Source organism: Terrabacter sp. Root85 (assembly GCF_001429185.1).
In the GTDB taxonomy this organism is placed as follows: domain Bacteria; phylum Actinomycetota; class Actinomycetes; order Actinomycetales; family Dermatophilaceae; genus Terrabacter.
Genome location: NZ_LMIW01000008.1, coordinates 569,899 through 582,621, shown reverse-complemented (window position 1 = coordinate 582,621; position 12,723 = coordinate 569,899). Strand labels below are relative to the sequence as shown.

The 12,723-nt window shown below is 71.4% G+C and carries 14 protein-coding genes and 1 tRNA gene; 6 read left to right on the top strand and 9 right to left on the bottom strand.

Annotation, left to right across the window (positions count from 1 at the left end; translation table 11 throughout):
- Positions 1 to 61: 61 nt before the first annotated feature.
- Positions 62 to 739 (top strand): amino acid ABC transporter permease, encoded by a 678-nt coding sequence (locus ASE25_RS09205; RefSeq protein WP_056780058.1) that lies wholly within the window; start codon positions 62 to 64, stop codon positions 737 to 739.
- Positions 736 to 1,620 (top strand): amino acid ABC transporter permease, encoded by an 885-nt coding sequence (locus ASE25_RS09200; protein ID WP_056824934.1) that lies wholly within the window; start codon positions 736 to 738, stop codon positions 1,618 to 1,620. Before ASE25_RS09205 ends, ASE25_RS09200 begins: the two co-directional genes overlap by 4 nt.
- Before the next feature lie 69 nt (positions 1,621 to 1,689).
- Here ASE25_RS09200 and ASE25_RS09195 read toward each other — a convergent pair.
- The 4 genes from ASE25_RS09195 to ASE25_RS09180 form a co-directional block, all read right to left on the bottom strand.
- Positions 1,690 to 1,762 (bottom strand) — tRNA-Asn (locus ASE25_RS09195).
- A gap of 106 nt (positions 1,763 to 1,868) precedes the next feature.
- Entirely contained in the window at positions 1,869 to 2,387 is a 519-nt protein-coding gene (locus tag ASE25_RS09190) for a hypothetical protein (protein ID WP_056780065.1), read from the bottom strand.
- Positions 2,387 to 4,330: a DNA primase gene (dnaG, locus tag ASE25_RS09185; protein WP_056780069.1), complete on the bottom strand. Its 1,944-nt coding sequence runs from the start codon at positions 4,328 to 4,330 to the stop codon at positions 2,387 to 2,389. Before dnaG ends, ASE25_RS09190 begins: the two co-directional genes overlap by 1 nt.
- Positions 4,331 to 4,381: 51 nt before the next feature.
- Positions 4,382 to 5,611, bottom strand: a complete 1,230-nt coding sequence (locus ASE25_RS09180; RefSeq protein WP_056824932.1) for a deoxyguanosinetriphosphate triphosphohydrolase — start codon at positions 5,609 to 5,611, stop codon at positions 4,382 to 4,384.
- A 102-nt stretch (positions 5,612 to 5,713) separates the two neighbouring features.
- Between ASE25_RS09180 and ASE25_RS23630 the strand changes: the two genes are divergently transcribed.
- Positions 5,714 to 5,845, top strand: coding sequence for a hypothetical protein (locus ASE25_RS23630; protein WP_020142547.1), 132 nt, complete (start codon positions 5,714 to 5,716; stop codon positions 5,843 to 5,845).
- A 45-nt stretch (positions 5,846 to 5,890) separates the two neighbouring features.
- Here ASE25_RS23630 and ASE25_RS09175 read toward each other — a convergent pair whose 3' ends face one another.
- Positions 5,891 to 6,529: a YdeI family protein gene (locus tag ASE25_RS09175; protein WP_056824930.1), complete on the bottom strand. Its 639-nt coding sequence runs from the start codon at positions 6,527 to 6,529 to the stop codon at positions 5,891 to 5,893.
- A gap of 45 nt (positions 6,530 to 6,574) precedes the next feature.
- On the opposite strand from ASE25_RS09175, the gene ASE25_RS09170 reads away from it, so the two are divergent.
- Positions 6,575 to 7,279 (top strand): hypothetical protein, encoded by a 705-nt coding sequence (locus tag ASE25_RS09170; protein WP_056824929.1) that lies wholly within the window; start codon positions 6,575 to 6,577, stop codon positions 7,277 to 7,279.
- Positions 7,280 to 7,282: 3 nt separating this feature from the next.
- Here the strand turns inward: ASE25_RS09170 and dusB are convergent, their stop codons facing one another.
- Together dusB and ASE25_RS09160 are read right to left on the bottom strand one after the other, a co-directional pair.
- On the bottom strand, positions 7,283 to 8,515 hold the full coding sequence (gene dusB / locus ASE25_RS09165; protein ID WP_056780345.1) for a tRNA dihydrouridine synthase DusB: 1,233 nt from the start codon (positions 8,513 to 8,515) through the stop codon (positions 7,283 to 7,285).
- Positions 8,516 to 8,545: 30 nt separating this feature from the next.
- Complete coding sequence (locus tag ASE25_RS09160; protein WP_056824927.1) at positions 8,546 to 9,274, bottom strand: alpha/beta fold hydrolase; 729 nt, start codon at positions 9,272 to 9,274, stop codon at positions 8,546 to 8,548.
- A 25-nt stretch (positions 9,275 to 9,299) separates the two neighbouring features.
- On the opposite strand from ASE25_RS09160, the gene ASE25_RS09155 reads away from it, so the two are divergent.
- On the top strand, positions 9,300 to 10,139 hold the full coding sequence (locus ASE25_RS09155; RefSeq protein ID WP_056824925.1) for a sulfurtransferase: 840 nt from the start codon (positions 9,300 to 9,302) through the stop codon (positions 10,137 to 10,139).
- An 81-nt stretch (positions 10,140 to 10,220) separates the two neighbouring features.
- Here the strand turns inward: ASE25_RS09155 and ASE25_RS09150 are convergent, their stop codons facing one another.
- Positions 10,221 to 10,784, bottom strand: a complete 564-nt coding sequence (locus ASE25_RS09150) for a HEAT repeat domain-containing protein (protein WP_056780091.1) — start codon at positions 10,782 to 10,784, stop codon at positions 10,221 to 10,223.
- Between the two features lie 161 nt (positions 10,785 to 10,945).
- Positions 10,946 to 12,340 carry a glycine--tRNA ligase gene (locus tag ASE25_RS09145; RefSeq protein ID WP_056780093.1) on the bottom strand — a complete coding sequence of 465 codons (1,395 nt, stop codon included), beginning with the start codon at positions 12,338 to 12,340 and terminating at the stop codon, positions 10,946 to 10,948.
- Positions 12,341 to 12,418: 78 nt separating this feature from the next.
- Between ASE25_RS09145 and ASE25_RS09140 the strand changes: the two genes are divergently transcribed.
- On the top strand, positions 12,419 to 12,709 hold the full coding sequence (locus ASE25_RS09140) for a DUF6703 family protein (protein WP_056824924.1): 291 nt from the start codon (positions 12,419 to 12,421) through the stop codon (positions 12,707 to 12,709).
- Positions 12,710 to 12,723 lie beyond the last annotated feature (14 nt).

The following is a 12,723-nucleotide window of genomic DNA, read 5'->3' as shown; positions in this document are numbered from 1 at the left end:
GGGGCCGGGACTCCGACCCGTGAACCCCTGACCCACTGACTCGACAGCGGAAAGGAGCGTCGTGCTCGACATCCTCGAGAAGTACGACATCCTCGGCGCGTTCTGGATGACCATCAGGCTCGCCTTCTTCTCGGCGATCGGCGCTCTCGTGATCGGCACCGTGCTCGCGGTGATGCGGGTATCGCCGGTGGCGATCCTGCGCCGTCTGGGCGCGTTCTACGTCAACACGGTGCGCAACACCCCGCTGACGTTGCTCATCTTCTTCTCCATCGCCGGCCCGTACTACATCCTGCAGATCAGCCTCACCGACAAGAACTCACCGACAGCGCTCGTGGACAACGGCATCCGGTGGGCCATCGTCGCGCTCGCGGTCTACCACGCGGCCTTCGTCTGCGAGGCACTGCGCAGCGGCGTCAACACCGTTCCGCTCGGTCAGGCCGAGGCCGCCCGCTCGATCGGTCTCACCTTCGGCCAGAGCCTGCGCGAGGTCATCCTCCCGCAGGCCTTCCGCGGGGCAGTCGCCCCACTGGGCTCGGTGCTCATCGCGCTGACCAAGAACACGACCGTCGCCTCCGTCATCGGCGTCGCGGAGGCCTCGCTGCTCATGAGCGAGATCATCGAGAACGAGACGGCGAGCGTCACGGTCTTCCTCGTCTTCGCGCTCGGCTTCGTCGTCCTCACGCTTCCCGTCGGCGTGTTCTTCACCTCGCTCTCGCGTCGTCTGGCGGTGAAGCGATGAGTGCCGAGTCCGTTCTGTTCGACGCCCCCGGGCCCCGGGCCCGGCGGCGGCACGCGATCCTCACCGTCTTCGGCGTGGTGCTCGCCGTCGCCACCATCGGCGCCGTGCTGTGGAAGTTCAAGGCCCAGGGCCAGCTGGAACCCGAGATGTGGACCGTGCTGTTCAGCGCCGACGTGTGGACGCAGTACATCGTCCCGGGACTGATCAAGACGCTCGAGGCTGCCGCGATCTCCATCGTCCTCGCCCTGGCCTTCGGGCTCATCTTCGGCATGGGCCGGCTGTCGCAGCACCGGGCGCTGCGCTGGGTGTGCGGCGTCATCGTGGAGTTCTTCCGGTCCGTGCCTGTGCTGCTGATGATGTACTTCACGTACTCGTACTTCTCGAGCAACGGCGTCTTCACGAGCGAGATCAACCCGCTCGCTGCCGTCGTGACCGCCCTGACGCTCTACAACGGCTCGGTGATCGCCGAGCTGGTCCGGTCGGGTGTGTTCAGCCTGCCGAAGGGCCAGGCCGAAGCCGGCGTATCGATCGGCCTCACGCCTCCCCAGGTGATGCGGTCGATCCAGCTGCCGCAAGCTCTCACCGCGATGCTGCCGGCCCTCGTCGGGCAGCTCGTCGTGATCCTCAAGGACACCGCGCTGGGCACGGCGGTGCTCTACCCCGAGCTGCTCCAAGCGGCCCGCGACATCGGCACCGGATACAGCAACACGATCCCGGCCTACATCTTCGTCGCGATCATCTTCATCCTGATCAACTACAGCCTGACGGTGGTTGCCGGCCGGGTGGAGCGCCGTCTCAGCCGCCGCGGACGCGGGCCCCGCAAGGGCGTACAGGCAACAGGCGTGGTCGGTGCCGACGCGGCGGGGACCCCGAGCCGGTGACGCGAGCCGACGACACGGCATACGAGAAGGGCCCCGACACCAGCGGTGTCGGGGCCCTTCTGCGCGGTGCTCCCCCGATTGGACTCGAACCAATAACCTGCCGGTTAACAGCCGGCTGCTCTGCCAATTGAGCTACAGGGGAATGCTGCTGCGCAACCATAGCAAAGCATCAGCGCCGTCGAGAAATCGGGTTCGGCGGGTCGCCGACGACGTCCGGACGAGCCTGCGGGACGCCGTGCGGGCACCCGTCAGAGCCCCACCTCGGAGCGCAGCCGGGCCATCCGCTCCGCGGCTTCACGAGCCACCTTCGGGTCGCTGAGGTCGGCGCCCTTGCCCGGGATCGTCTGCTCGAGCAGGGCGCCGCTGGCCAGGTCCTGGCGGATCACGACGCGCACCGTGCGGCGCCCGGCGGTGCGGAACTCGTCGGCGAGCACCACGCTCGCCTGCAGCCGCTCACGCAGGGTCTGCTGGAGGAGCGAGGGCTCCGTCAGGTGCCAGCGCGCCGGGACGCCCTGGTCGACCCACGTGACCGTGAGTCGGGACGACTCGCCCTGCCACGTGCCGGACTCGGCCTCGTGCCAGGCGCGGCGCCAGACGAGCCCGCCGTCGGCGTCGACGAGGACCAGGTGGTAGGTCGTCGCGACGACGTGCGAGCCGCTCGTCTCGTCACGGGACCAGGCGAGCACCAGCTCGCCCGGGTCGAGCGGGACGACCGCGCGGACGTCCGCGGGCAGTGCCGGTCGACGCCGCCGTTCGAAGAGTGCCATCAGCCCATCCCCGCCTTGATCGCCGCGAGCTCGCGCTGGAGCGTCTGCAGCTGGATGCCGAGCTCACGGGTGCGCTCGGGCGACGGTGTCTCGGCGTGGTCGAGCCGGCGCATCTCGCTCATCGAGTCGGCGATCTGGCGCGTCAGGGCGATGGTGCGCACCCGGTCGAAGAGCTCGTCGACGTAGCGCGACGTGGGCAGTCCGGTCGAGGCGTCCATCCGCGTCGGCAGGGTGTCGACGGCGAGCTCGCTGACGAGTCCGGCGACGGGCGACGGGGCGGCCTCGGTGACGGCCGAGGTCCAGGCGCGGGCGTTGCCCTTGTCGCCGCTGTGGTGGGCGATGCGGATGCCGTCGAAGACTGCCCGGTGTGCCGGCGCCGAGAAGGCGTCGGGGGTCAGCAGGTCGATGGCCCCCGGCTTGAAGACCGTGGGGAACTGGAGCAGGACCTGGAGCAGCTGTCGCTCGGCGTGGACGACGGGGTCGCGACGGTCGGGCACCGGCATGCCTCCACCGTCGGCCACGTGCGGTTCGGCGTCGTCGCGGCTGTCGCCACGATCGGGGCCGTTCCGCTCGCTCCGTTCGGTCCGCGCGTCCTCGTCGACCTTGATCTTGCCCGCGCGCGAGACCTCGGTGGCGACCTGCTCGACGTCGAGCCCGAGCATCCCGGACACCTCGCGGGTGTATTCGGGCCGCAGCGACTGGTCACGGATCGAGGCGATGATCGGCGCCACCGCGCGGACGGCCTGGATGCGGCCCTCCGCCGTCGCGACGTCGAAGCGCTTGATCGTCGTGCGCACCGCGAACTCGAACATCGGGACGGCGTCCTCGATGAGCGCCTGCACGGCGGGGTCTCCTCCGGCCTGGCGCAGCTCGCAGGGGTCCTTGCCCGACTTCTCGACGGCGACGAACGACTGCGAGGTCCACTTCTCGTCGTCGGCGAAGGCCCGCATGGCCGCCTTCTGGCCGGCGGCGTCGCCGTCGAAGGTGAAGATCACCTTGGCGGGCGCGAGGCCGGCCTCGTCACGCATGAGGCGACGCAGGGTCTTGATGTGGTCCGCGCCGAAGGCCGTGCCACACGTCGCGACGGCCGTCTCGACGCCGGCGAGGTGGCAGGCCATGACGTCGGTGTAGCCCTCGACGACAACGGCCTGACGGCCCTGCGAGATCTTCTTCTTGGCGAGGTCGAGGCCGTAGAGCACGGTCGACTTCTTGTAGATCGGCGTCTCGGACGTGTTGAGGTACTTCGCCTCGATGCGGTCGTCGTCGAAGATCCGGCGCGCGCCGAAGCCGACGGTGTCGCCCGTGATGTCGCGGATCGGCCAGACGAGACGCCCGCGGAAGCGGTCGTAGAGCCCGCGCGCACCGCGTCCGGCGATGCCGCCGGTGACGAGCTCGTCGTCGGTGAAGCCCTTGGCACGCAGGTGGCGCACGAGGTCCTCTCCCCCGCGGGGCGCGAAGCCGATGCCGAACTGCTTGACGTGCTCGCTGTTGAAGTCGCGGGCGCGGAGGAAGTCACGGGCCTGCCGAGCCTGGCCACCGGGCGCGAGGAGCAGCTCGGTGTAGTACTCCTCGGCGACGCGGTGGGCCTCGACGAGCCGGCTGCGGCGGCCGAGCCCCTCCTCGCGCGGCCGGTCGCCGTTCTCGTAGCGCAGCTCCATGCCGAGCTTCTGCGCGAGCCGCTCGACGGCCTCGGAGAAGCTGAGGTGGTCGACCTTCTGGATGAAGGAGATGACGTCGCCGCCCTCGCCGCAGCCGAAGCAGTGCCACGCACCGACGGCCGGGCGGATGTTGAACGACGGCGACTTCTCGTCGTGGAAGGGACACAGGCCCTTGAGCGACCCCGGACCGGCGGAGCGGAGCGTCACGTGCTCGCGCACGACGTCCTCGATGGACGACCGCGCCTTGACCGCCGCGATGTCCTCGCTGTTGATCAGCCCCGCCATCTGCCTCCTGTCGCCATCCGTGATTCTAGGTGCTCGCCCGGGTGCGACCCGTCACCGGCACCACCGGCTGTGGAGGGAGAGCGCCCGGACGTCGGTGAGCGAGGCCACCTGGTCGACGACGACGCGCAGCCGCTCCCCGTCGTCGACGGCGGCCTCGTGGTCGAGCCGGAAGGCCACGTCGAGGCGCTCCTCGGGCGCGGCGGCATACGCCTCGACGACGGCACGCACGACGTCGCGCTGCCCCGACATGATCGCCAGGCGCTCGTCGGTGGTCATGACGAAGTGGTTGGCGATCGCCTTGAGCACGGAGCACTCGGCTCGGGTGTCGTCCGGCACGACGAGGTCGGCCTCGAAGCGACACAGCTCGCCCGGCCCGTGCCGCTCGCGCGTGGCCTGCTCGACGACGAGCACGAAGTGCCCGATGAGCCGGCTGGTCATGTCCTTGAGGCGCGCGAGGTCACCGCGCGAGCCGTCGTATGCCGTGGGCACCGCTCCCGAGGCGAGGATGCGTTCCAGCGCGTCCCCGAGCGCGTCGGCGCCGAGGTCGGGCGCGTAGCTGCGGCCCGCGACGTCGATGACGTCGGCCATGTCGCGCGAGTGGAGCAGCCGGGGGTCGATCCAGCCCGAGGCGATCGCGTCCTCGACGTCGTGGACGGAGTAGGCGACGTCGTCGGACCAGTCCATGACCTCGGCCTCGAGGCACCGACGCTGCGGCTGCGCGCCGTCGCGGATCCACTCGAAGACGGGCAGGTCGGACGGGTAGACGCCGAACTTGTGGGTCTCGTAGGGGCCGTCACCGCGCACCCACGGGTACTTCGTCGTCGCGTCGAGGCTCGCCCGCGTCAGGTTGAGCCCGGCGGACGTGCCGTCGGGCTGCGCCCGTTTGGCCTCGAGCCTCGTCAGCAGGCGCAGCGTCTGCGCGTTGCCCTCGAAGCCGCCGATCCCCGAGGCGATCTCGTCGAGGACCGTCTCTCCGTTGTGCCCGAAGGGCGGGTGGCCGAGGTCGTGGGCCAGGCACGCGGTGTCGACGACATCTGCGTTGCAGCCCAAGGCTGCCCCGAACTCACGGCCGATCTGCGCGACCTCGAGCGAGTGGGTCAGCCGGTTGCGGACGAAGTCGTCGTGGCCGGGGGCCAGCACCTGGGTCTTGGCGGCGAGCCGCCGCAGCGACGACGAGTGCACGACCCGCGCCCGGTCGCGGGCGAAGTCGTCACGGTCGGCGCGCTTCTGGGCAGGGTCCTCCGCGACCCAACGCTCCCGGTCCCGACCCTCGTAGCCCACACCGGAACTCTATGCGGCACGGCGCGGCCGACCACGGCGCCGCTCCCGGGGCGCATACTTCAGGGATGGAGCCGCTCAGGCTTCCAAACTCAGGAGCGCGCCATGGGCGACAAGTCACCGAAGTCCCACATGTCCACGAAGGCCAGATCGCTCAAGGAGAAGCGTGCCGACAAGCACGCGAAGTCCGCCGCCAAGGACCACACCGAGATCATCCCGCCCAAGGCCAAGCGCTGACCACGGTCTGACGCGGGCACGGACCCGGTCCCGCCTCGGCGCGGCTCAGCCGAGCTCGGCCTGCATGCGTCGCACCCAGGCCGGCTCGGTGCCGTAGCGCTGCGTCTTGATGAGGCGCAGGTGGGAGCAGTCGTCGACGAGCTCGGCCATGCGCTTGTCGCGGGTGGCCTCCTGCTTCGCCGTGAGCACCCAGTTCGTGGCGAGCTTGCGGTAGGACGGTGTCGCGCCGTCCCAGAAGGCCGAGGCGCGGGGGTCGGCGCGCAGCATCCCCTCGTAGTCGTCGGACCAGGTGAGCTCGCGGTTCTCGTAGGCGTAGACGCCGGAGCGGTCCTCGCGTCGCTTCGCGAAGGCGGCGAGCCCGGCCGGACGCATGCGCCCGGCGGCGGTGAGCTCGGCGACGGCGTTGATGTTGATGGCGCTCCAGTTGCTGCCCGACTTGCGCGGGGTCCACCGCTGGCGCACCGCGTCCTCGTCGATGCGCTGGGCCATCGAGTCGATCCAGCCGAAGCAGAGCGCCTCGCGCACGGCGTCGGCCCATTGCAGCCCGCGGGGCTCGACGTGCTTCTTGTTGAGGCCCATCCACAGCTCGCTGGCGCTCTCGTGGTGCGCCTCGAGCCAGGCCCGGAAGTCCTCGGCGTCGTCGAAGAAGGTCGCGGGCCGCTCGCCCGATCCGCCCTGTCGCATGCCCCGATCCTGCCACCGGCCACCGACGCTGGGAGGATCGTCGGCGTGACCGACCGGATCCTGCTCGCCGCCCGCAACAACGCCCTCTGGTGCGACGCCGTCGCTCGCTCGCACGGTGTCGCGTGCACCCTCGACGACGTGGCGTGGACGGCGTCGACGCGCACGCCGCCCTACTACCCCGACGCCGTGACGCTGTCGCCGGACGCCGGCGAGTACGACGTGCTCGCGCGCGTCGACGACTCGGACGGCTGCTCGGTCAAGGACTCGTGGTCGCGTCTGGACCTGTCGATGGAGGACTTCGCCCGGCTCGTCGTGGGCGAGTGGGTCTGGCTCGACCCCGCCGGACCCGGGCGGCCTGCTCCTCCCGGCCGCTGGCAGCGCGTCACGACGCCCGACGCGATGGCGGCCTGGGTGCGTGCGTGGGCGAGCGACCCCGACGCCGAGGCGATCCTGCGCCCGTCACTCCTCGCGGAGCCCGGCGTCACGTTCATCGCGCAGCGCGCGTCCGACGACCCGCAGGCCCCTGTCGTCGCCGGTGCGATCGTCAACGTGACGGGTGACGTCGCCGGCCTCGGCAACGTCTTCGCGCTCGACGGCGACGTGGAGCGGGCCTGGGGCGCGGCCGCTGCTGCGGCACGTGACGTCGTGGGCGGCATACCCCTCGTCGGCTGGGAGGCCGGGGCGAGCGTCGACGCGGCGGTCGCGGCCGGCTGTGAGCGGATCGGCCCGCTCAGCGTCTGGCTGAAGTGAGGCTCAGCCGCCGCTGACCGACAGCTCGGCCTCGGCGATGGTGCGCCGGTGCTCCTCGGAGAGCTCGCGCGACTCGAGCCAGCGGTCGGGCAGCGCGACGGTGCGCGACGACCCGGCCCGCCCGCGCTGGCCCTCGGCGGCCTCGCCCGGCCACGGCACGTCGGGGTCGAGCGTCGCGAGCAGGCGGTCGAGCGCCGCCATCGAGTCGACGAGCGCGAGCGAGTTGCGGATCGTCGAGCCGGCCGGAAATCCCTTGAGGTACCAAGCGATGTGCTTGCGGATGTCGCGGCAGGCGCGCTCCTCCTCGCCGTAGAAGTCGCACAGGTAGGCCGTGTGCGTCCGGAGCGTCTCGGCGACCTCCCCGAGCGTCGGGGTCACCCGCGCCGAGGTGCCGGCGAAGGCGGCCGCGAGATCGGTGAAGAGCCACGGGCGCCCGAGGCAGCCGCGCCCGACGACGACGCCGTCGCAGCCGGTCTCGCGGACCATGCGCAGGGCGTCCTCGGCCGACCAGATGTCGCCGTTGCCGAGGACGGGGATGCTCGTCACGGTCTCCTTGAGCATCCGGATGGCGCTCCAGTCGGCAGTGCCCGAGTAGGCCTGTGCGGCAGTGCGGCCGTGCAGGGCGACGGCCGCGACGCCCTCGGCCTCCGCGGTCAGGCCCGCGTCGAGGAAGGTGAGGTGGACGTCGTCGATGCCCTTGCGCATCTTGACGGTCACCGGGATGTCGCGCTTGGCGCCTTCCTCGACGACGGCGCCGACGATGGCCCTGAAGAGGTCCTTCTTCCACGGCAGCGCGGAGCCGCCGCCCTTGCGGGTGACCTTCGGGACGGGGCAGCCGAAGTTGAGGTCGATGTGGTCGGCCCGGTCCTCGCTGACGAGCATGCGGGCGGCGGCGCGCGCGGTGGCGGGGTCGACGCTGTAGAGCTGGATGGAGCGGGGGTTCTCGTCGGGGTCGTGCTCGATGAGGCGCATCGACTCGGGGGTGCGCTCGACGAGGGCGCGGGAGGTGATCATCTCGCTGACGTAGAGGCTCGTCGCGCCGCTGGCACCGCCGATCGCGCGGCCCTCGTTGCCGTACTCGCGGCACAGCCGGCGGAAGGCACGGTTCGTGATGCCGGCCATCGGCGCGAGCACGACGGGTGACTCGATGACGTGGCGGCCGATGCGCAGCGGGGGCAGCACGGCACCCGTCGCGTCTGCGGGGGCGGCCTCACCGGCCTGCGTCACGGGGGTCATCACGTCGGTCACGGGCTCGATTGTCCCCGATCAGGCGCGCTCGGCCGAATCGGTGACCCTGCGCGCGAAGCGCAGGAGGGCATCGGCGAAGGCCTCGGGCTGGTCGAGGCCGGACAGGTGCCCGGCCCGGCCGACGATCTCCTCGCGCGCGCTGGGGCACGCGCGCAGGTAGGCCCGGGCCCCGATCCGCAGCTGGTCGAACTGGCCGTTGAGGAGAAGCACCGGGCACTGCACGTGCTCGAGCATCGACGGTCGGCAGAGCGCCATGACCTCCCGCCAGGCTGTCGCCGTCGGGGCGAAGAAGTAGCCACCGGCGATGACCGGGTCGATGCGCTCGGGCGGGTAGAGCCGGTGCAGGACACGGTCGTTGACCCGCGTCATCCGCTCGGGGCCGAGTCGGTCCGTCAGCGCCGCGACACCCCGGTAGACGGCGGCCCCCGGACCGGTCGGGACCGCGCTGGACCCGGCGAGGACGAGCCCGTCGAGCGTGTCGTGGCGGGCGGCGGCATACGCCATCGCGGCGTAGCCGCCGAGCGAGTGACCGACGAGCACGACGGGGGTGCCGGCGGGGACGGCCCCCACCGCTTCGCCGATGACGTCCGCGCACCGCGCGAGCGTGAAGTCCTCGTCCGCGCGGGCGCCGTGCCCGGGCAGGTCGACGAGAGTCAGGTCGACGTGGTCGCGCAGGAGCGGCACCTGGGGCGCCCACTGGGTGCTCGACAGGCGCGACCCGTGCACGAGGACCAGGTGAGCACGCACACGGCGAGGATGCCACGATGGCCTGGTGACCCACCTCATCACCGCCACCGAGCTCGCCCACGAGATCGAGGACGTCGTCGTGCTCGACGTCCGCTGGGCACTGACGACGGCCAACACGTCTGCGGGGCGGACCGACTACGACGCGGGCCACGTGCCCGGTGCCTACTTCGTCGACCTCGACGCCGAACTCGCCGCACGCCCGGGCGACGGCGGGCGCCACCCCCTCCCGGACCCCGCCGTCGTCGAGGCGATGCTCCGCCGCGCCGGCATCAGCGCGCACACCCGTGTCGTCACGTACGACGGCAAGGAGTCGTATGCCGCCGCGCGGGCCTGGTGGGTGCTGCGCTGGGTGGGCATCGCCGACGTCCGGGTGCTCGACGGGGGGTATGCCGCGTGGCTGGCGGCCGGACTTCCCGTCTCGACCGAGGAGCCCGCCGACCGGCACGGCGACGTCGAGGTGCGGCCCGGTCACCTGCCGACGCTCGACGCCGCCGGTGCGGCCGCCCTGGCCCGCGACGGGCTGCTCCTCGACGCTCGGGCGGCTGAGCGCTACGCCGGCGAGACCGAACCCATCGACCCCGTGGCCGGACACGTCCCGGGATCGCTCAACAGCCCCACGGCCGCGTGGATCACCGCCGACGGCACCTTCCGCCGGGACCTCGCCGAGCACTGGGAGCGGGTGCGCGCCGGTCACGACGTCGGAGGCGGCGCCGTCGGCGTCTACTGCGGGTCGGGGGTGACCGCGGCCCACGAGATGCTCGCGCTGGCCGAGCTCGGCGTCGACGCCGTGCTCTACCCCGGCTCGTGGAGCGAGTGGATCCGCGATCCTGCGCGGCCGGTCGCGACCGGCCACTCCCCCGGCTGAGCTCCTCGCCTGTCGGAACCTGCTCCGCTCTCCGGAGCAGGATGCGACGGGTGACGGGCATGGCGCTTGCCCTCTGGTGGTTCAGAGGTCGCGGTCGAGGCGTCGCTCGAGCCTGCTGAGTGCTCGCGCGGCCGCGGCGCAGACGGTCTCGTCCGGGTCGTCCAAGGCCTCGTGCAGGGCGGCGGCGTGCTCTCCCTCGCCGGTGACCGCGAGGACACGTGCGGCGGCAGCCCTGACCCTGGGTACGGCATCCGTCCTCACGAGGTCGGCGCAGGCCTCCGCCGCGGGACCCACCTCCCAGCGGGCCGCCACCTTCGCGCACATCTCGCGGACCCGCCAGGCCGGATCACCCAGTCCTGCAACGACATCCGGTCCGGACCGCTCGGTCCAGACGTAGAGCAGGGTGCGGGCGGCCCACACCCGGGACCAGTAGCGGGTGGCGTCGTCGAGGTGGTCCGGCGAGCCCCAACCGGACGCGACCTGGCCGCCGACCCAGCCGATGTCGGGCAGGTCGGGGTCGCCCCACGCCGCCCGCCCGGCGAGCAGGTCGGCGCACCATGACGTCAGCACCTCGTCGCCGAGCGCATCGGCGGCCGCTCGCGCCCGGTCACCGGGCGTCGCGCGCAGCACCTCGTGCTCGACCATGCCGGCAGTATGCCGCCGATCCCGGACGTCCTGCGCCCGGGACGGGCCGGACCGCGGCGACCTCGCCGACCGACCCCGCCGCTGGCACGGCACCACAGGCGCACGTATGCCGCCCACCCGGGTGGGCGGACGGCATACGTCAGCGGTGCGGTGGCGTCGTGTCAGCAGCCGATGAGGCGCTGCGCGAGGTAGCCCTCGACCTGGTCGAGGGCGACGCGCTCCTGGGCCATCGAGTCACGCTCGCGGATCGTCACGGCGTGGTCCTCGAGCGTGTCGAAGTCGACGGTGATGCAGAACGGCGTGCCGATCTCGTCGTGGCGGCGGTAGCGCTTGCCGATGGCGCCGGCGTCGTCGAAGTCGATGTTCCAGTGCTTGCGGAGGGTGGCCGCGAGGTCACGCGCCTTGGGCGAGAGGTCGGCGTTGCGCGAGAGCGGCAGCACCGCGGCCTTGACCGGCGCCAGGCGCGGGTCGAGGCGCAGCACGACGCGCTTGTCGACGCCGCCCTTGGTGTTGGGGGCCTCGTCCTCGTGGTACGCGTCGACGAGGAAGGTCATGAGCGAGCGCGACAGACCTGCTGCGGGCTCGATGACGTAGGGGGTGTACTTCTCGCCCGTCTGCTGGTCGAAGTAGACGAGGTCGGTGCCCGAGTGCCTGCTGTGCGTCGACAGGTCGAAGTCGGTGCGGTTGGCGATGCCCTCGAGCTCGCCCCACTCCGAGCCGGCGAAGTTGAAGCGGTACTCGATGTCGACGGTGCGCTTCGAGTAGTGCGAGAGCTTCTCGGGTGCGTGCTCGTAGTGGCGCAGGTTGTCGGGGTTGATGCCCAGGTCGACGTACCAGCGGGTGCGCTCCTCGAGCCAGTACTGGAGCCACTCGTCGTCCTCGCCCGGCTTGACGAAGAACTCCATCTCCATCTGCTCGAACTCGCGGGTGCGGAAGATGAAGTTGCCCGGCGTGATCTCGTTCCGGAAGCTCTTGCCGGTCTGGGCGATGCCGAACGGCGGCTTCTTGCGCGAGGCCTGCATGACGTTGTTGAAGTTGACGAAGATGCCCTGGGCGGTCTCGGGGCGCAGGTAGTGCAGGCCCGACTCGTCCTCGATGACGCCGAGGTAGGTCTTGAGCATCATGTTGAACTCGCGGGGCGCGGTCCACTGGCCCTTGGTGCCGCAGTCGGGGCACACGATGTCGGACATCGGGATCGAGTCGGGGTCCTCGATGCCCTTCTTCTCGGCGAGCGCCTCCTGGAGGTGGTCCTGGCGGCGGCGCTTGTGGCAGCTGAGGCACTCGACGAGGGGGTCGGTGAACGTGCCGACGTGGCCCGAGGCGACCCACGTCTCGCGCGGGAGGATGATCGAGGAGTCGAGGCCGACGACGTCGTCGCGGCTCGTCACCATCGACTTCCACCACTGACGGCGGATGTTCTCCTTGAGCTCGACGCCGAGGGGGCCGTAGTCCCAGGCAGACCGGGTGCCTCCGTAGATGTCACCGCTCGGGAAGACGAAGCCCCTGCGCTTGCAGAGGCTGACGACGGTGTCCACGATGGAAGTCTGCTTGGCCATGCGGGACAGGTTATCGGGCCGCCGCCACTGCTTTGCCACGCGTCCGGGGTATGCCGTCGCGTCCCCTAGGCTCGTCGCGTGGCCCTGAGCTTCCGTTCGCGTCTCGAGCACGCCTCCTACCCGTGGGTGGAGCGCCTCAACGCCGTCCCGCGTCCCGTCGCGCTCGGCGTCCTCGTCGGCCTGCTGGCGGTCGGCATCCTCGCGCCACGCCCGTGGGGTGGCATCGCCTTCCTCGTCGTCGCGGCCTTCGTCGGCTGGCTGCTCTTCCTCACGTGGCAGCGACTGACCCTGCCCGAGCGGCTGATGCGCACGGCGGTGCTCGTGCTCGCCGTGGCCGTCGCCGTGGTGAGGATCGTCCCGGCCGGCTGACAGCCGCACCGTTC